This is a genomic window from Sphingobium sp. YBL2 (assembly GCF_000943805.1).
Taxonomy (GTDB): Bacteria; Pseudomonadota; Alphaproteobacteria; order Sphingomonadales; family Sphingomonadaceae; genus Sphingobium; species Sphingobium fuliginis.
Map to the genome: position 1 here is coordinate 1,759,945 of NZ_CP010954.1, position 18,535 is coordinate 1,778,479.

At 68.1% G+C, this 18,535-nt stretch carries 18 protein-coding genes; all 18 read left to right on the plus strand.

Going from position 1 to position 18,535, the window contains the following annotated elements:
* The first annotated feature begins 312 nt into the window (after nucleotides 1-312).
* The 18 genes from hutI (at nucleotide 313) to TZ53_RS08220 (ending at nucleotide 18,403) form a co-directional block, all read left to right on the plus strand.
* Nucleotides 313-1,500 (plus strand): imidazolonepropionase, encoded by a 1,188-nt coding sequence (gene hutI, locus TZ53_RS08135; protein ID WP_172668330.1) that lies wholly within the window; start codon nucleotides 313-315, stop codon nucleotides 1,498-1,500.
* Nucleotides 1,497-3,017, plus strand: a complete 1,521-nt coding sequence (hutH, locus tag TZ53_RS08140; protein ID WP_044660995.1) for a histidine ammonia-lyase — start codon at nucleotides 1,497-1,499, stop codon at nucleotides 3,015-3,017. The genes hutI and hutH overlap by 4 nt, the downstream gene beginning before the upstream one ends.
* Nucleotides 3,014-3,805 (plus strand): N-formylglutamate deformylase, encoded by a 792-nt coding sequence (gene hutG, locus TZ53_RS08145; protein WP_044660996.1) that lies wholly within the window; start codon nucleotides 3,014-3,016, stop codon nucleotides 3,803-3,805. The genes hutH and hutG overlap by 4 nt, the downstream gene beginning before the upstream one ends.
* Before the next feature lie 88 nt (nucleotides 3,806-3,893).
* Nucleotides 3,894-5,561: a urocanate hydratase gene (gene hutU / locus TZ53_RS08150; protein ID WP_044660997.1), complete on the plus strand. Its 1,668-nt coding sequence runs from the start codon at nucleotides 3,894-3,896 to the stop codon at nucleotides 5,559-5,561.
* A 107-nt stretch (nucleotides 5,562-5,668) separates the two neighbouring features.
* Nucleotides 5,669-6,532 (plus strand): phenylalanine 4-monooxygenase, encoded by an 864-nt coding sequence (phhA, locus tag TZ53_RS08155; RefSeq protein ID WP_044660998.1) that lies wholly within the window; start codon nucleotides 5,669-5,671, stop codon nucleotides 6,530-6,532.
* Between the two features lie 67 nt (nucleotides 6,533-6,599).
* On the plus strand, nucleotides 6,600-7,640 hold the full coding sequence (gene hppD / locus TZ53_RS08160) for a 4-hydroxyphenylpyruvate dioxygenase (RefSeq protein ID WP_044660999.1): 1,041 nt from the start codon (nucleotides 6,600-6,602) through the stop codon (nucleotides 7,638-7,640).
* Nucleotides 7,641-7,982: 342 nt separating this feature from the next.
* Complete coding sequence (gene cpaB, locus TZ53_RS08165; protein WP_044661000.1) at nucleotides 7,983-8,894, plus strand: Flp pilus assembly protein CpaB; 912 nt, start codon at nucleotides 7,983-7,985, stop codon at nucleotides 8,892-8,894.
* A 218-nt stretch (nucleotides 8,895-9,112) separates the two neighbouring features.
* Nucleotides 9,113-10,234: a type II and III secretion system protein family protein gene (locus TZ53_RS08170; protein WP_044662947.1), complete on the plus strand. Its 1,122-nt coding sequence runs from the start codon at nucleotides 9,113-9,115 to the stop codon at nucleotides 10,232-10,234.
* 2 nt (nucleotides 10,235-10,236) lie between these two features.
* Nucleotides 10,237-11,388, plus strand: coding sequence for an AAA family ATPase (locus TZ53_RS08175; RefSeq protein ID WP_044661001.1), 1,152 nt, complete (start codon nucleotides 10,237-10,239; stop codon nucleotides 11,386-11,388).
* Nucleotides 11,385-12,713, plus strand: coding sequence for a CpaF family protein (locus TZ53_RS08180; protein WP_044661002.1), 1,329 nt, complete (start codon nucleotides 11,385-11,387; stop codon nucleotides 12,711-12,713). Before TZ53_RS08175 ends, TZ53_RS08180 begins: the two co-directional genes overlap by 4 nt.
* Nucleotides 12,707-13,600, plus strand: a complete 894-nt coding sequence (locus TZ53_RS27745) for a type II secretion system F family protein (RefSeq protein ID WP_044661003.1) — start codon at nucleotides 12,707-12,709, stop codon at nucleotides 13,598-13,600. The genes TZ53_RS08180 and TZ53_RS27745 overlap by 7 nt, the downstream gene beginning before the upstream one ends.
* Nucleotides 13,600-14,463 carry a type II secretion system F family protein gene (locus TZ53_RS08190; protein WP_044661004.1) on the plus strand — a complete coding sequence of 288 codons (864 nt, stop codon included), beginning with the start codon at nucleotides 13,600-13,602 and terminating at the stop codon, nucleotides 14,461-14,463. Before TZ53_RS27745 ends, TZ53_RS08190 begins: the two co-directional genes overlap by 1 nt.
* A gap of 8 nt (nucleotides 14,464-14,471) precedes the next feature.
* Entirely contained in the window at nucleotides 14,472-15,074 is a 603-nt protein-coding gene (locus tag TZ53_RS08195) for a tetratricopeptide repeat protein (protein WP_025551562.1), read from the plus strand.
* Between the two features lies 1 nt (nucleotide 15,075).
* Nucleotides 15,076-15,273: a hypothetical protein gene (locus tag TZ53_RS08200; RefSeq protein WP_044661005.1), complete on the plus strand. Its 198-nt coding sequence runs from the start codon at nucleotides 15,076-15,078 to the stop codon at nucleotides 15,271-15,273.
* Nucleotides 15,270-17,066 (plus strand): TadG family pilus assembly protein, encoded by a 1,797-nt coding sequence (locus TZ53_RS08205; protein ID WP_044661006.1) that lies wholly within the window; start codon nucleotides 15,270-15,272, stop codon nucleotides 17,064-17,066. Before TZ53_RS08200 ends, TZ53_RS08205 begins: the two co-directional genes overlap by 4 nt.
* Before the next feature lie 73 nt (nucleotides 17,067-17,139).
* Nucleotides 17,140-17,322 carry a Flp family type IVb pilin gene (locus tag TZ53_RS08210; RefSeq protein WP_025551558.1) on the plus strand — a complete coding sequence of 61 codons (183 nt, stop codon included), beginning with the start codon at nucleotides 17,140-17,142 and terminating at the stop codon, nucleotides 17,320-17,322.
* Between the two features lie 5 nt (nucleotides 17,323-17,327).
* Nucleotides 17,328-17,753 (plus strand): TadE/TadG family type IV pilus assembly protein, encoded by a 426-nt coding sequence (locus TZ53_RS08215; protein ID WP_025551556.1) that lies wholly within the window; start codon nucleotides 17,328-17,330, stop codon nucleotides 17,751-17,753.
* Between the two features lie 116 nt (nucleotides 17,754-17,869).
* Nucleotides 17,870-18,403, plus strand: a complete 534-nt coding sequence (locus tag TZ53_RS08220; protein ID WP_025551554.1) for a hemerythrin domain-containing protein — start codon at nucleotides 17,870-17,872, stop codon at nucleotides 18,401-18,403.
* Nucleotides 18,404-18,535: the final 132 nt, after the last annotated feature.

Genomic DNA, 18,535 nt, shown 5'->3' on the forward strand with positions numbered 1-18,535 from the left:
GGCATGGGATTGGCCGGAGATGGCCATTTCAGGACGTTCCTTCTTGGGGGGAAGGAGCCTGGGCGGAGTTGGATGAGAGGGAGCGGGCCTGAGGCCCGCGCGATCCGTTGGATCGCAACCCCCTCACCCAGCTGCGACTAGGCAGCAAGCTGCCAAGTCTGCGCAGCCCTCTCCCTCGAGGGAGAGGGATAAAGTGGGTGTCCGCTTTTCACCTGTTTCCGTTTCCAACCTGAATCCTTGCGCGCTCTGGACAATGGTGATCTGCTCCATTTATGTATATACATTATTGAGTCGGCGCCAGTGGAAATGACGATGCGGCCTGCCTGCGACAGAATCTGGACCCATGCGCGTCTTGCGACTTTGCGGGATGGGGTGGGTGTCGTCGAAGACGGCGCGGTGGGGGTGCGGGATGGCTTGATCAGCTATGTCGGCAGCGCGGACGGCGCGCCGGATGCGGTCGAGACGATCGATTGCGAAGGGCGGTGGATCACGCCGGGGCTGATCGATTGCCATACGCATCTGGTGCATGGCGGGGATCGGGCGGCGGAGTTCGAGATGCGGCTGGCCGGGGCCCGCTATGAAGAGATTGCGCGGGCCGGGGGTGGGATCATCTCCACCATGCGGGCCACGCGGAAGGCGAGCGAGGATGCGCTGGTCGAAAGCGCCCTGCCCCGATTGGATGCGTTGATCGCCGAAGGCGTCACGACCGTCGAGGTGAAGTCGGGCTATGGGCTGGACCTCGACAATGAGGTCAAGATGCTGCGGGCGGCGCGGCGGTTGGGGAGCGAGCGGGCCGTTTCCATCAGGACCAGTTTTCTGGGCGCGCATGCCCTGCCGCCGGAATTTTCAGGCGACGCGGACGGCTATATCGATCTGGTCTGCGGCATGTTGCCGGAGATTGCGCCGCTGGCCGACGCGGTGGATGGGTTTTGCGAGGGGATCGGCTTTTCCCCGGCGCAGATCGGAAGGCTGTTCGAGGCGGCCGGGCGGCTGGGGCTGCCGGTGAAATTGCATGCGGAGCAATTGTCGAACAGCCGCGGGGCGGAACTGGCGGCGCGGCATGGGGCGCTTTCCGCCGATCATCTGGAGCATCTAGACGAGGCGGGGGTGGCGGCCATGGCGCGGGCGGGGACCGTCGCGGTGCTGTTGCCGGGGGCCTTTTATTTCATGCGCGACACGCAGGCGCCGCCGGTCGAGGCCTTGCGGCGGGCGGGCGTGCCCATGGCGGTCGCGACCGACTGCAATCCGGGGACCGCGCCGCTGACGTCGCTGCTGCTGGCGATGAACATGGGGGCGACCTTGTTCCGGCTGACGGTCGAGGAATGTCTGGCCGGGGTGACGCGGGAGGCGGCGCGGGCGCTGGGGATGCTGGAGCGGGTCGGGACTCTGGAGGTCGGCAAGCGGTGCGACCTTGCCGTCTGGGACATCGAGCGGCCTGCCGAACTGGTGTATCGCATGGGGTATAACCCGCTCCATGCGCGTGTGTGGAGAGGACTATGAAGCTGGTTCCGGGCGCGGTTTCGCTGGGGCAATGGCAGGCGATTTACGAGGGCGCGGCGGTGGCGCTGGACCCGGCCAGCGCCCCCCGCATCGCGGCGGGGGCGGCGGCGGTCGAGCGGATATTGGCGCGGCATGAGCCGGTTTACGGGATCAATACCGGCTTTGGGAAGCTGGCGAGCGTCAGGATCGGCGACGATGATCTGGCGGTGCTTCAGCGCAATATCGTGCTGAGCCATGCGGCGGGGACCGGCGCGCCCTCCCCCGTGCCGGTGGTGCGGTTGATGATGGCGTTGAAGCTGGCGAGTCTGGCGCAGGGCGCTTCGGGCGTTCGGCCGGGGACGGTGGCTTTGCTGGAGGCGATGGTGGCGCGAGGCCTGATTCCTGTGGTGCCTGCGCAGGGGTCGGTGGGGGCGAGCGGGGATCTGGCTCCCTTGGCGCATATGACCGCTGCGATGATCGGGGTCGGGGAGATATGGGTTTCGGGCGAGCGGGTTCCTGCCCTTGAGGCATTGGCGCGGGCCGGGTTGGGGCCGGTGGAATTGGGGCCGAAGGAAGGGCTGGCGCTGCTCAACGGGACGCAGTTTTCGACCGCGAACGCCCTTGCCGGACTGTTCGGGGCGGATCGCCTGTTCCGGACGGCTTTGGTGACGGGGGCGCTCTCGACCGAGGCGGCCAAGGGGACCGACGCGCCGTTCGATCCGCGCATTCACCGGCTGCGGCGGCATGCGGGGCAGATGGCTGTGGGCGAGGCTCTGGCGGCGCTGATGGCGGGGTCGGCCATTCGCGCTTCGCATCGGGCGGACGATCCGCGGGTGCAGGACCCCTATTGCCTGCGCTGCCAGCCGCAGGTGATGGGCGCGGCGCTGGACGTGATGCGCTCCGCCGGGGCGATGCTGGAGACGGAGGCCAATGGGGTTTCGGACAATCCCCTGATCTTCGCCGAGACGGACGAGGCGCTTTCGGGCGGGAATTTCCATGCGGAGCCGGTGGCTTTTGCCGCCGACATGATCGCCATGGCGCTGTGCGAGATCGGATCGATCGCCGAGCGGCGGATCGCGATGCTGGTCGACCCGGCCCTGTCGGGACTGCCCGCCTTTTTGACGCCCCGGCCGGGGTTGAATTCGGGCTTCATGATCCCGCAGGTGACGGCGGCGGCCCTGGTGTCCGAAAACAAGCAGCAGGCCTTTCCCGCGAGCGTGGACAGCATTCCGACTTCGGCCAATCAGGAGGATCATGTGTCGATGGCGGCGCATGGGGCGCGGCGGCTGGCGGAGATGGTGGCGAATGCGGAAGCCGTGATCGGGATCGAGCTTCTGGCGGGGGCGCAGGGGTGCGATTTTCATGCGCCCTTGCGGTCTTCGCAGGCGCTGGAGCGGGTGCGGGCGAGGCTGCGCGGGCAAGTGCCGCATCTGGAGGAGGACCGGCATTTCCATGCCGATATGGAGGTCGCCAATCTTCTCGTGCGCGGCGGGGCGGTCGTGGAGGCGGCGGGGCTGGACCTGCCGGGGGTGCTGTGACGGCCTGGCTGACGGTCGAGCGGGGTGAGGCTCCGCTGGTGGTGGCCCTGCCGCATGCGGGGACCGATCTGGTCGATGTGGAGGGCGCGTTTCGTTCGCCGGAAGTGGCGCGGCGGGATGCGGACTGGTGGGTGGACCGGCTTTACGGCTTTGCCGGGGATTTGGGCGCGACCGTGGTGCGGACCGGGGTGTCGCGCAGCGTTGTCGATGTGAATCGCGATCCTTCGGGGGCTTCGCTTTATCCGGGGATGGCGACGACGGAATTATGTCCGACGACGACTTTCGATGGGGAGGCGCTTTATCCGGGGGATGGGCCGGACGAGGCGGAGATCGGGCGGCGGCGGGAGCGGTGGTTCGATCCCTATCATGCGGCGCTGGCGGGGGAGATCGATCGGCTGCGGGCGCGGCATGGGCGGGTGGTGGTCTATGACGCGCATTCGATCCGCAGCCATGTGCCCCGGCTGTTCGAGGGGGAGTTGCCGCTGTTCAATATCGGGACTTTCGATGGGGTGAGTTGTTCGGCGGAACTGGCCGAGGCGGTGCGGGCTGTTTGCGTGGGGAGCAGCCATGTGGTGGACGGGCGCTTCAAGGGGGGGTGGACGACGCGGCATTATGGGGCGCCCGGGCGGGGCATTCATGCGATCCAGATGGAATTAGCGATGCGGGGCTATCTGGATGAAGGCGCGGGGTGGCCGCCGGTTTTCGACGCCGGCCGGGCGGCGGGGACGATCGCGGTGCTTCGGGAGGTTTTGGGGGGGTGTTTGCGGTTTGCGGAAGGGAGTGGGTGAAGGTGACGTCTCACCCTCACCCTTCCGCCGCGCTTTGCGCGGCTCCCTCCCTCTCCCGATGGGAGAGGGAATATATGGAGGATGTTCGATGACTCGGATCGATAATGGGCGTGTTGTTCGGGCGGATATTGGGACCGTTCTGCGGGCGAAGAGTTGGTTGACCGAGGCGCCTTTGCGGATGCTGATGAACAATCTGCATCCCGATGTGGCGGAGCGGCCGGAGGAGCTGGTCGTCTATGGCGGGATCGGGCGGGCGGCGCGGGATTGGGAGAGTTATGACCGGATCGTCGAGACGCTGACGCGGCTGGAGGACGACCAGACGCTGCTGGTGCAGTCGGGGAAGCCGGTGGGGGTGTTCCGGACGCATGCGGATGCGCCGCGGGTGCTGATCGCCAATTCCAATCTGGTGCCGCATTGGGCGAATTGGGCGCATTTCAACGAACTCGATAGGCGTGGCCTCGCCATGTACGGGCAGATGACGGCAGGGTCGTGGATCTATATCGGCACGCAGGGGATCGTGCAGGGCACCTATGAGACTTTCGTCGAGATGGGGCGGCAGCATTATCAGGGCGATCTTTCGGGGAAGTGGCTGCTGACCGCCGGGCTGGGCGGCATGGGGGGCGCGCAGCCCCTGGCGGCGGTGATGGCGGGGGCTTCCTGCCTCGCGGTGGAGTGTCAGCCGAGCCGGATCGAGATGCGGTTGCGGACGGGATATCTGGATGTGGCGGCTTCCTCGATTGAGGAGGCCTTGGCGATCATCGGCGAGAGTTGCCGGGAGAAGAAGCCGGTTTCGGTGGGGTTGCTGGGCAATGCGGCGGAGGTCTTGCCGGAACTGTTCCGGCGGGGGGTGCGGCCCGATCTGCTGACCGACCAGACCAGCGCGCATGATCCGGTGAACGGCTATCTGCCCATCGGGTGGACCGTGGCGGAGTGGATCGAGCGGCGGGAGCGCGAGCCTGAGGCGGTGGCCGGGGCGGCGAAGGCGAGCATGGCGGTGCATGTGCGGGCGATGCTCGACTTTCAGGCGGCGGGGGTGCCGACGACCGATTATGGCAATAATATCCGCCAGATGGCGAAGGATGAAGGGGTCGAAAACGCCTTCGATTTTCCGGGGTTCGTGCCGGCCTATATCCGGCCCCTGTTCTGCCGGGGGGTTGGGCCGTTTCGCTGGGCCGCGCTGTCGGGCGATCCGGAGGATATTGTCCGGACCGACGCCAAGGTGAAGGAATTGCTGCCCGATGACGCGCATCTGCATCGGTGGCTGGACATGGCGCGGGAGCGGATACGCTTTCAGGGACTGCCGGCGCGGATCTGCTGGGTGGGACTGGGGGATCGGCATCGGTTGGGGTTGGCCTTTAACGAGATGGTGGCCAAGGGCGAGTTGAAGGCGCCGGTGGTGATTGGGCGGGATCATCTGGATTCGGGGTCGGTCGCTTCGCCCAATCGGGAGACGGAGGCGATGATGGACGGGTCGGATGCGGTGAGCGACTGGCCTTTGTTGAATGCGATGTTGAATGTGGCTTCGGGGGCGACCTGGGTGTCGCTGCATCATGGCGGCGGGGTCGGCATGGGATATTCGCAGCATGCGGGCATGGTGGTCGTCGCGGATGGAACCGAGGCGGCGGCCAGGCGATTGGAACGGGTGTTGTGGAACGATCCGGCGACCGGCGTGATGCGGCATGCGGATGCGGGCTATGAGATTGCCCGGACCTGCGCGCGGGAGAAGGGGTTGGACCTGCCGGGAATATTGGGATAAGGCTGTTTCAGATTTTTGGGCGATGTGATGATCCTGTTTCAGGAAAACGGGGAATTGGCGCGGAATTGAAACCCCTTTTTCCGTCTGGCGTGCGATAAGGCTTTCCCATGGCACATGCGGAACTGACACTTCCCGAAGGCGCGGCCGCGGACTGGACGGTTCCGCAGGACTGGGCGGCCTATACGCCCGACGAGCATGCGATGTGGGACCGGCTGTTCGAACGGCAGGCGGCGATGCTGCCCGGGCGGGTGGTGCCGGAATTTCTGGATGGGCTGGATATTTTGCGGATGACGAAGCCGGGGATTCCCGACTTTGCCGAATTGTCCGAGCGGTTGATGAAGCGGACCGGCTGGCAGGTGGTGGCGGTGCCGGGGCTGGTGCCGGACCGGGTGTTCTTCGAGCATCTCGCCAATCGGCGCTTCGTGGCGGGGCGGTTCATCCGCAAGCCGGAGCAGATCGACTATCTGCAGGAGCCGGACATTTTTCATGACGTGTTCGGCCATGTGCCCTTGCTGACCCATCCGGCCTTTGCCGATTATATGCAGGCCTATGGCGAAGGCGGGTTGCGGGCCGACCATATGGGGGCGATCGATCATCTGGCGCGGCTTTACTGGTACACGGTGGAGTTCGGGCTGATGCGGCGGGATGGCGACTTGCGGCTTTATGGGGCGGGAATCGTTTCATCCTTTGGCGAGTCCGTGTTCGCGCTGGACGATGCCTCGCCCAACCGGATCGGATTCGATCTGGAGCGGTTGATGCGGACCGAATACCGGATCGACGACTATCAGCAGAGCTATTTCGTCATCGACAGTTTCGAGGATCTTTTGCGCAGGACTTCGGACGTGGACTTCGGGCCGATCTATCGCGCGCTGGAAGGGGCGAGCGATCTGGCGCCCGATTCGGTGCTGGCGGAGGACCGGGTCTATCATCGCGGCACGCAGGACCATGCGCGGGCGAAGATGGCATGCTGACGCCGGAGACCGGTCCTGTTTTCGCTGCGGGCATCGCGCCTTTTCCATAATCGAGAGGATTGCCTTCATGGCCGACATCATCAATCCGCTGGGCCTGAACGGCTTCGAATTCGTGGAATTCACCTCGCCCGATCCCGAAGCCATGGGGCGGCAGTTCGAACAACTGGGCTTCGTCGCCAGCCATCGGCATCCGACCAAGAACATCACCCGCTACAGGCAGGGGCGCATCAACCTGATGCTGAACCGCGACGATGCCGGGCGGGTGGCGGCTTTCCGGGGCGAGCATGGGCCGTCCGCGAGCGCCATGGCCTTTCGCGTGGCCGATCCGGAGGCGGCGATGCGATGGGCGCTGGAGCATGGCGCGAAGCCGACCGACGAGGACGATACCGTGATCCAGGGGATTGGCGGCTCCTATCTCTATTTCATCAGGGATGGGGAAGACCCATATGCGGGCTGGGCGGAGTTTGCCGGGTGGCGGGAGGCCGAGGCGGCGAACAATGTCGGTCTCGATCTGCTCGACCATTTGACGCATAATGTGCGGCGCGGGCAGATGCGGGTGTGGAGCCAGTTCTACCGCACGCTGTTCGGGTTCGAGGAGCAGAAATATTTCGACATCAAGGGGCAGGCGACCGGGCTGTTCAGCCAGGCGATGATCGCGCCGGACAAGGCCATTCGCATTCCGCTCAATGAAAGCCAGGACGACAAGAGCCAGATCGAGGAGTTCATCCGCCAATATCATGGCGAGGGGATTCAGCATCTGGCGCTGACCACCGACAATATCTACGACACGGTGGAGAAGTTGCGGGCGCGTGGCGTCAGGTTGCAGGATACGATCGAGACTTATTATGAGCTGGTCGACAAGCGCGTGCCGGGGCATGGCGAGGATTTGGAGCGGTTACGGAAGAACCGGATATTGATCGACGGGTCTGTGGAGAATGGCGAGGGGATTTTGCTCCAGATCTTCACCGAGAATATGTTTGGGCCGATCTTCTTCGAGATCATCCAGCGCAAGGGGAATGAGGGTTTCGGGAATGGGAATTTCCAGGCCCTGTTCGAGAGCATCGAGCTGGATCAGATACGGCGTGGGGTGATTTCGGTGGATGCCTGAGGGGGCGAACTCCCCTGTTTGATTTGCTGTGTGCTCCTGCGGCCTGAAGGGCGGCGTAAGCCAGGGCAGGAGCCTCTTTCAGACGCCGGAACCGGGCTCGAGCACGGGGGATTGTGGGGCAATCGGAACCGGTTCGGATCAATCGCGGCTGCTTTTGCGTAACAGACGGACGCAAAATCCCGGCGGCACCATATGCAAGGCGTGCTTTTCGCGACCTGTCCGCACTCCATGACTTTGCACCGTTCCGGTTGCTTCTTTCATGCCCTGACAATCGCCCAAAGCCTATGAATTCCCCCGGTCGAAGCATTTTGCGTTCACGCAATATGCGCATGGGGGAAAGCGATGCGTTTGGGTTTGAGGGCCAGGCTGACGATCGCCATCGGGCTGACCGCCGCTTCGGCTTTTCTGCTGCTGGGCGTCAGGGAATTGCGGAACGCTTCCGCCGCGACGGTTGAGGGCCGGGACGCGCCCGCCCGGGTAACTGCGCCGGTCGCGCTGCTGGTGCAGGCGGCGCGGGCGATCAGGACCGGGGAGACGATCAGCGCCGCCATGATCCGCAATGCGGCGGGCGATCCGGCGCGCTTTCCCTATGCCGCGACCTCCGCCGAAGTGGTGGGGAAGGTCGCCACGCGGGAGATTCCGGCCGGGGCGCTCATCGCACGCGACGCCGTGGGGATGGAGAGCAAGCTCGCCATTCGCGTGCCCATGGGGATGCGCGCCATCAGCATCGACACGACGGCGGAGATCGCCGTGGCCGGGCTGGTCCGGCCGGGCGACCGGGTGGATGTGCAGGTCGTCTATCCGGGGGCGGACGCCATCAGCGGGGCGCGGGGAGCCGGGCGCAGCCGGGCGCAGACGCTGTTGCAGATGGTGCAGGTTCTGGCCGTCGGTGAAGTGGTGGTGGGGACGCAGCAGGCGTCCGGAGCCAATGGCGGCGTGGAGGGGGCGCTGGCCGCCCCTCCCCCGCCTGCGCGGACGGTGACGCTGGCCTTGACGCCGGAGCAGGTGTCGACGCTGTCGCTGGCGAAAAGCACGGGCGCGCTGACGCTGTCGCTGCGCAATCCGGCGGATAGCGCGCAGGTGGCGGTGGCCGTCGCGGCTTCGGCCGGGGTGGAGCCGGGGGTCGCGCCGGTCGCGCCCAGGGTGGTGGCGGTGCCTGCGCCGCGTGCCGTGGTCCGCCCGGCGGCGCATGCCATCGAACTGGTCGTGGGCGACCGGCGCGAGACCATCTATTCGGGGAGTGGCGGGCGTTGAGGAATTCCGGGCATTTTGGGTTGAGCCTTTCGATCCGGTTCAGGGACGCGGATTGGTCTTGTTTTCCGTCATCCCGGCGGAAGCCGGGATCTCCGGCGATAGGGCGCGGCCTGGCCTCACGAGATCCCAGCTTCCGCTGGGATGACGGTGTTTATGGGCGGCGCGCTGCTCTATGGCCGGTCGCCGGGTTGATCGCGCTGGCCTTGCCCTTGGGGGCGATGGCGCAGACGGCGTTGCGGGTGAAGGAGCAGCATGTCCTGTCCTACCCCCGCGCCATCGGGCGGGTCGAGGTGGATCGGGAGGGGGTGCTGGCCGTCGCCGCGCCTTCGGCCCGGTCGCTGCGGCTGACGGCGATCGGCGAGGGAGAGGCGACCGTCAGCGTCTATGGCGGCGATGGCGGGTTGATCGCGCGAGAGCCGGTGCGCGTGGGGGCCGATGCGGCGGCGAGCGCGCCGGTGGTCCGGGCGGGCGAGCAGGTGGTGGCGGTGGATGTGCAGTTCGCCGCCGTGTCCGCCACGACGCTGAAGGCGCTGGGGTTCAATTTCTCCAGGCTTTCCGGCGATATTCAGGGGGCGATCGTTTCGCCCAGCAGTCTGGGGAGCGCGTCCTTCAATCCCGATGGGCTGTCGCTGGAGGCGAGCGCGCCGATCCAGAATGCGTTCAACCTGTTCCTCTCCGCGCCCAATCGGGGGATCGGGGCGGTGTTGAGCGCGCTGTCCTCTAACGGCCTGTCGCAGCTGCTGGCGCAGCCGACCCTGCTGGTGCGGTCCGGCGAGCAGGCGAGTTTCCTGGCCGGGGGCGAGTTTCCGGTGCCGGTGCCGCAGGTTTCGGGGTCCGGCAATACGCTGTCCATCCAGTATAAGGAATTCGGGGTGCGGTTGTCGGTCACGCCCTTCGTGTTGTCGAAGGAGCATATCGTGCTGAAGATCGCGCCGGAGGTCAGCGAGCTCGATTATAATAATGGCGTGCAGTTGCAGGGCTATGTCGTGCCGGGGCTGCGGCGGCGGTCGGCGGAGACGACGGTCGAACTGGGCAGCGGGCAGAGCTTCGTCATCGCGGGCCTCAGCTATTCCAGCCAGACGGTGACGAAGGAGAAGACGCCCCTTCTGGGCGATATTCCGGTGCTGGGCGCCTTCTTCAAGCGGCAGCAGAACCAGAAGGAGAAGCAGGAGCTGATCATCGTCGCCACGCCCCGGCTGGTGGGGCCGGTGAAGCCGGAGGAGGTGCCGCCCCTGCCCGGCGCGGCGACGGCGGGGATCGATCCGGGGATAGGCGACATGATTTTGGGCACGGACGGGCTGGACCAGTCCAGCGCCCCCTTCGGCGTGGTGCGGCGGTGAGCATGGCGAAGATCCTTCTGCTGTCGGTCGACCGTATGCTGGCGCAGCGCATCGAGGAAGCGGCGGGCGGCCGCGCCACGGTCGAGCTGGCGCAATCGGTCGAGAGCGAGGCGCTGGACGGGCCGGCGCTGATCGTCATCGACCGCGCCGCCATTCCGCCCGAGCGCGCCCTGTCGGTCGCGATCGGCGCCGTGGTGGCGGGCGCGGGCGGGCGGCCCGTGCTGCTGGCGACGGATGAGATGGAGGCCGGGCCGTTGCTGCGCGCCATTCGCGCCGGCGTGCACGACGTCGTTCCCCGCGACGGGGAGCGCGGGGAGATCGCCCCCATATTGGCGCGGCTGTTGAACGAGGCGGTGGCGGACCGGGGCAGCCGGGGACGGCTGACGCTGCTGCTGGGGGCGGATCGCGACGCCTGCGCGATGGTGGCGACGGACATGGCCGTCACCACGGCGGCGCGGGGATCGACGCTGCTGATCGACTGCACCCTGCCGACGAGCGCGGCGGCGACCTATCTGGACCTGGGCGTCGATTATGGGCTGGCGTCCGCGATCAGCGACATGGACCGGCTGGACGCCAGCCTGCTGGCCAGCACGGTGGCGCGGCATGGGCCGAGCGGGTTGATGCTGCTGACCTTCGACGGCGGGACCGGCGCCGAACCGGCAGGACTGGGCCCGGGCGACCTGGCGGCGCTGATCCGGCGGCTGCTGGGCTGTTGCGGGCATGTGGTGCTGAATGCGGGGAGCCTGCGCCATGGCGGGCTGCTGCGCGAGGTGGTGGCGGAGGCGGATCGGGTCGAGCTGCTCTGCGGCCAGACCATTTGCGAGATCGAGGCGTGCCGCCGCCTGCTGGACAGGATCGGGACGGAGCGCGAGCGGATAGAGGCGATGCGGCTGCTGGTGTGGGACCATCTGCCCGGCGTGCTGCTGGATGGGCGGCGGATGGCGGATGCGCTGGGGGTCGGCGCGGCGCTGGCGCTGCCCATCGACCGGGCGCGGATGCGCAATGCGCTGAACGCCGGGCGGCCGATGGCGATGGAGGCGGATGGCGGGGCCTATATGGCGGCGATCCGGCGGGTTTGCGGGGTCGCGCCGAAGCCCGGCGGGATCGACCGGCTGCGGGGGGCGATGCTGCGCGTCGTCCAGCATGCGTCATGAGCCTGCTGACCGGCGAAGAGGGCTTCATTCCGGCGCGGGAGGTGCGGATGGCGCCTGTCGCGCAGCCGGCGGCGCAGCGGATGAGCGACATCTATCAGATCGCCAAGGCGCAGACCTGCGCCCAGTTGATCGAGCAGCTGGAGGCGCGGGGCGAGACGGCGGAGACGCTGGGGCCGAGGGCGCTGCGCGAGGAGATAGAGCAGGTCGTCGCCAGCCGCAGCCGCCGTGGGCAGATGGCGCTGAACAGCGCGGAGCGGCTGCTGCTGATCGAGGATGTCGAGGATGAGGTGGCGGGCATGGGCCCGCTGGCGCCGCTGCTGCGCGATCCGGGGGTGGACGACATCATCGTCAACGGGCCGGGGCATATCTATGCCGAGCGGGGCGGGTTGCTGGAGAAGGTCGAGACGCGGTTTCGCGACGACGCGCACCTCATGAACATCATCCAGCGCATCGTCGGGCCGATCGGGCGGCGGGTGGATGAGGCCAGTCCCTATGTCGATGCGCGGCTGGCGGACGGGTCGCGGGTGAATATCGTCATTCCGCCGGTGGCTCTGGATGGGCCGACGCTCTCTATCCGCAAGTTCCGGTTGCAGAGCATGACCATCGAGGACTGCGTTTCGGCGCAGATGATGAGCGCGGACATGGCGGCTTATCTGAGCGCGGCGGTGCGGTCGCGGCTGAACATCCTGATCTGCGGCGGGACGGGGGCGGGCAAGACGACTTTGCTCAACATGCTGTCGACCTTCATCGGCGACCGGGAGCGGCTGATCACCATCGAGGACGCCGCCGAACTGCAGTTGCGGCAGAGCCATGTGGTGCGGCTGGAGACGCGGCCGCCCACGGTCGACGGCAGCCGCGAGGTGAGCAGCCGCGAACTGGTGCGCAATGCGCTGCGGATGCGGCCGGACCGGATCATCCTGGGCGAGGTGCGCGGCGTCGAGGCCGTGGAGATGTTGCAGGCCATGTCGACCGGGCATGACGGGTCGATGGCGACGCTGCACGGCAATAGTCCGAGGGACGCCTTTGCCCGGCTGGAGATGCTGCTGGGCTTTGCCGGGGTGCAGAGCGACGTGCGGGCGATCCGGCGCTTCATCGCCAACAGCGTGCATGTGGTGGTGCAGTTGCAGCGGCTGTCCAACGGCAGCCGCCGGGTGATGTCGGTGAGCGAAGTCACCGGGCTGGAGGGGGACGCCTATTCGCTGAACGAACTGTTCGCCTTTCAGGAGCAGCCCGCGCTGTCGGGGACGGGGGAATTTCGCACTTTGTCGTTGCGGCCCTTTTTCGCGGGGCGGCTGAGGGATTATCGGGGCGGGCGGCCGTGCTGAGCGGGGCGGCCTTTCTGATATTGTCGCTGCTGATCCTGATGGGCATCGGCTGGCCATTGCTGGCGCGGCAGGCGCGGCAGCGGGCGGCGATCGACCGGCGGCTGGGACTGGCCCCGACGGCGGCGATGCCGCGCCCGGCGGTGCTGGCGGCGCCGGACCGGATGGCGCCGCTGCTGGCGCAGGCGCAGATCGAGGTGACGGCGCGGGCGCTGGGTATGGTCGGCGGCGGGCTGCTGCTGATCGCGCTGTTCGCCCTGCTGGCGGCGGGGCCGGTGGCGGCGCTGGCGGTGGTGGCGGGCGTGCCGATGGCGCTGATCGGCTGGGTGCGGCGGCGGGCGCAGCGGCGCGTGGAGGCGCTGATCGAGGCATTGCCCCATTATATCGACGCGGTGCGGCAGATGCAGGCGGTCGGCAATTCGCTGGCGCAGGCGCTGGACCGGGCGCTGGCCGACGCGCCCGCCGTGGTGCGGAGCTATATCGCGCCGGTCGCAAGGCGGCTGGAGCTGGGCGCGCCGGTGGCCGATGCGATGCAGGTGCTGGCGGAGCGGCTGCGCGTTCCCGAAATATCGATGCTGGCCGCCGCGATCCGCACGAACATGCGCTATGGCGGGTCGATTTCGGCGGTGCTGCTGAACCTGGCCAACATCCTGCGCGAGCGCATCCGCATCAAGCGCGAGCTGAAGGCCGCCATTTCCGAAGCGAAGATCAGCGGCCGGGTGCTGATCGTCATGCCGCTGGTGGCGATGGCCGTGCTGGTGGCGATGAACCCCGATTATATCGGTTTCTTCCTGCGCGATCCGCGCGGGCATCGGCTGGCGGCGATCGCGCTGGTCTTGCAGGGCATGGGCATGCTGGTGATGCGGCGGGTGATGAGGCTGGCCTTCTGATGGGGGCGCTGTTCCTCCTTTGCGCGGCGCTGGGCGTCGCCTGCGCCGCGATGGGCGTGCGGATGCTACTGGCCGACCGGCGGCTGGAGGCGCGGCTGGGCATGGCGGGCGACCGGCCGGGCTTCCGCCTGCCCATGGCCTTCGCCGCCAGGGGGCGGGACCGGTCGGAGATTGCCGACAGGCTGATGCTGGCGGGGTTCCAGGATGCGCGGGCGGCGGACCGGTTCGTCTGGGCGCGGATGGCGGCGACGGTCGGCGCGGGGCTGGCGGCGATGCTGGTTTCGCGGATCGGCTGGGGCGGATTCCTTGCCCGGCCCCTGCTGATCGTCATCGCCGCCGGCCTGACCTATGTCGGGGCGAAGCAGGCGATCCATCTGCTCGCGGCGCGGCGGGCGCGGGCGATCATGGCGGAATTTCCCTTCCTGCTGGACCTGATGCTGATGATGCTGGAAAGCGGCATCTCGCTGGACCAGTGCTTCCGCTCCATTGCGCGGGACGAGGCCATTGCGGTGCCGCACCATGCGCGGCTGATCGCGATGCTGGTCGCCGATCTCGACCGGGGCATGCGCTATGAGCAGGCGCTGGACCGCTGGGCGGCGCGGGTGGCGGTGAACGGGGCGAAGGAACTGGCGGCGCTGTTCCGCCAGGCGCTGTTCCAGGGGATCGAGCTGGCCCCCGCCCTGCGCGAATTCGTGCGGGAGTTCACCCAGCGCCGCGTCGCCAGCGCGCGGGAGGCGATGGGCGGCATCACCGTGCGCATGGTGGTGCTGATGATCCTGTTCTTCATGCCCGCCCTGTTCGTGGTGCTGGGCGGGCCGCCGGTGGTGGCGATCTTCGATACTTTGCGGGGGGTGTCGCAATGAGGCGGTTGATGCTGGCGGCGATGCTGATGGCGGCCGCGCCGGGGGAAGCGGAGGAAGCGCCCGACACGCGAGGGCTGTATCTGCAACTCATCCACCAGGCGCGGGCCGACGGGCGGCCACGGGCGGCGCTGGCCTATCTGGACGATTTCGAGCGGCGCTATCCGGGCGATGCCGAGGCGCGGCTGCTGCGGGTCAACAGCCTGATCGACCTCGGGCAGATCGACGCGGCGGAAGTGGTGGTCCTGCCGCCGGAGACGGCGGGCGGTGGGGTCAGCGCGGTGCGCGGGCATCTGCTGGCGGCGCGGGGGCGGTGGGACGAGGCGGCGGCCTGGTACGAGCGGGCGAGCCGGGCGAGTCCGGCCGATCCGCTGCCGCGCAATGCGCTTGGCTATGCGCTGTTGCGGGCCGGGCGGGTCGGCGCGGCGATAGAGGCGTTGCGCGGGGCGAGCGATCTGGGGCCGCAACTGGCGGTGGTGCGCAACAACCTGCTGCTGGCGCTGATCATCGGCGGGCGGCGCGACGAGGCGGAGGCCGGGTTGCGCCGGGCGGGAGACGGGGCGCTGCGGCAGAAACTGGCGGCGGAAGCGGCGCGGATCGGCAAGGGAGGATGAGATGGTGGTGCTGTTGCTGATGGCGGCTGCGCCCGCGCCGGCGCCGGCGGGCGAAGCGCGGCGGGTGGTGGAGGCGCAGTTGAAGGCCCCGTTGCGCGAGGATGCGGGGCTTTCGGCGGAGGAGGCTGCGGTCATTCGGCAGCGCTATCTGGAGTCCATCGGCCGGCGGGTCGAGCGCGCGGTGGACGGGGCGCGATGATCCGGGCGCGGCGCATCGCGTTTCGTCGGGCATGGCTTCGACCGCTGGCTGGCGACCGATCCGCCGCGGTCGCGCCGATGATCGCGGCATTGGGGGCGGTGTTGATCGGGGCGGCGGGGTTCGCGCTGGATGGGGGGCTTTATTATGTGAGCCTGCGCAATCTGCGGGCGGCGACCGATGCGGCTGCGCTGGCCGCCGCGCAGAATCCGGCGCAGGCGGCGGCGCGGGCGCGCGACAGCCTGAGCCGCAACGGATATGATCCGGCCATTCTCCGATCGGTCGAACTGGGCCGCTATTGCGCCGATGCGGGGCTGGGCGCGGCGCAGCGCTTCGACGCGAGCATGGCGCTTTGTCCCGGCAATGGGCGGGTCAACGCCGTGCGCATCCGCACCGGGAAGCCGGCGCGCCAGTTCCTGATGCGCGTGCTGGGTCCGGCCAACCCCCTGCCCGACCTGTCGGCCAGCGCCACGGCGGCGCGCATCGACGAGGCGGGGATCGGCATCAGTTCCGGCGTGCTGACCGTCACCAATGCGCTGGTGAACGGCGTCAACGACCTGCTGGGCGCGCTGCTGGGGATCAAGCTGCGCCTCTCCACCGCCGATGTCGAGGCGTTGATGGCGAGCCATGTCGATGCCGGCCTGTTCTTCGACGCGCTGGCGCAGCGGGTCGGGGAGAGCGGCAGCTATGGCGCGCTCACCGCGCGCACGGTGGCGCTTCGCGACCTGCTCGCCGCCGCCGCCAGCGCGGCCGACGACAGCGCAACCGCCGCGACCCTGAACCTGCTCGCCGGGCAGGTCGGCAATGGATATGCCGTGCCGCTCAACGGCCTGTTCGGCCTGGGCGTGTGGAAGAACATGCCGGTCGGCGGGGCGGATGAGAAACCGGCCCTGCGCGCCGGGATCAATGCCTATCAGCTCTTTTCCTACGCGGTGCAGGCGGGCAATGGCGCGGTGGACCTGTCGGACGCGGTCGGCACCGTGGCGCCGGGCAGCAGCGTCCTGCTGGCGGCGATGGCGACCGGGCCGATGGACCGGCCCCGCTTCTCCTTCGGTCCGGCGGGGGAGACCGGCGTTTCCACGTCCGCCTTGCGGCTGCAACTGGATGTCGGGATCAGGAATGTCAGCCTGCTGGGCGTTCCGCTGATCGTCGTCAACCTGCCGGTCACGATCGACATTGCGGCGGCGCAGGGGCAGGTCAGCGCCATCGATTGCCCCGACACGGCGGAACAGGCGCGCGACACGCGGGTGACGGTGCAGGCCGGCAGCGGCCTCGTCAACGCCTATATCGGCGCCTTGCCCGCCGGCGCCATGACGCGGCCGATGCCGCCCCTGTCCGCCGCCGACGTGCGTCCGGTCCAGATCGTCAATGTGCTGGGCGTCGTCGCGGTGGACAGCCGCGCGGTGGCGCAGCCGGTCATGGGCGCGAGCGGCGCCGTCGTCTTCGGCCCCGGCGGGCAGGGCCGCATAGGCCGTCCCGGATCGCCCGGCACGCCCGCCAGCATCGGCAACGGGGCGCAGGTCGGGCCGCTGCTGACATCGCTGGTGGGCAGCCTTGGCGGACAGGACGGGTTGCAGGTGACGTTGCTGGGATCATGCCTGCCGATCGTCTGCGACGCGACCCGGGCGCTCGCCCGGTCCCAATTGTCGAGCGCGGTGGTCAATCCGGTCGCCGGGCTGGTCGGCACCACCATCGATCCGCTGGTCACCAATCTGCTCGCCGCGCTGGGCGTCCAGCTTGGCCATGCGACGCTCTGGGCGACGGGCGCGCGCTGCGGGGTGCCGGTGCTGGTGTGAGTTTTCATGGCGGCGCGCGGCTCCCCCTCGCCATGCGCCGCCGGTCCTTTGCGGAGGGGATTGGAGGACAAGCATGAACAAGTTTCTGGGTTCGCTGATCGCGAAGCTGGCGCGGGATGAGAAAGGCCTGACGGCGGTGGAATATGCCGTGCTGGGCGCGGTGGTGGTCGCCGCCATCGTCGCGGTCGGCGCCAATTTCCGCACGCAGCTGGGCGCCGCCTTCACGACGATGTTCAACAGCGTCAATCCGGGCTGATCGGGATGCGCGCGGCGCGGCGGCTGCGGACATGCGAGCGGGGGCTGGCGGCGCTGGAATTCGCGCTGCTTGCGCCTGCGCTGCTGATGCTGGTCTTTGCGGTCGTGCTCTATTCCTTCTACTTCGCCGCGCTGATGGGCGTGCGCCATGCCGCGGTGGAGGGCGCCCGCGCCGCCGTGGCGGGGCTTTCCACGGCCGAACGCACGGCGCTGGCGCAGGGCCGGGCGCAGGCGGTGATCGGCGGCTATGGCACGCTGCTGGCGGCGGGGGGCGGGCCCGTCGTCACGGCAGGGCCCGATGCGACCGGCACGTTCCGGGTGCGGGTCAGCTATGACATGAGCGGCAGTCCGATGATGCGTTATGCGGCCTTCATACCCATGCCCTCCCCTACGGTGAGCGCCAGCATCGTCGTCACCAACGGGAGCTATTGAAGGGAACGCCCCTTAAACCTGTGTTAGCGGCCTTCCGCTTTGGCCCGCCGTCCAGGAACCGGGGGCGCGGTGCGGCGCTTGCATGGGAGTCACGCCCATGAGCAGAGGAGCATCCCATGTCCGTCATCGACAGGATCGTCGCAGCCGTCACGCCGCCGGAATCGGAAGAGGACCGCGCCCGCGCGAGGGAGAAGGCGCGGGCGGCGGCCATGGCGGGGGACTGGCTCGACCAGATCCTCCAGCACCACCAGCAGATCGAAATGGCCTTCAGCGAGGCGGAGGCGGCGATGGACGCATCCAGCCGGACGCGCGCCCAGAGGAAGCTCGCCGCGCTTCTGACCGCCCATTCCAGCGCGGAGGAGGCGGTCATCTACCCGCAGCTTTCCCACGGTCACAAGACGCATATGGCGATGGCCTATGAGGAGCAGCAGGCCGCCAAGGTCCAGCTTGCGCTGCTGGAAGCGCTCGATCCGCTGAGCGAGGATTGGAGCGAAAAGCTGGAGCATATCAGGGGCGCGGTCGCCCATCATGTCTATGAGGAGGAAAATGACCGCTTCCTTCATCTGAAGGAGGAAATTCCCCCGGCGGATCAGGAACGGATGACCGCGCGCTATCGGGAGGAGATGGCGCGTTACGACAGCGGGCTTTAGGGCCAATCGACATTCAGCCCTGACGGCCTGCAAATGACGCTTTTCCGTGCTTCCGGTGCTCACCTACTTTGAGTGGGCTGCGCTCCGGTCACGGAAAACCGCCATTTTCGGCTCGTCATCATCTGAATGTCG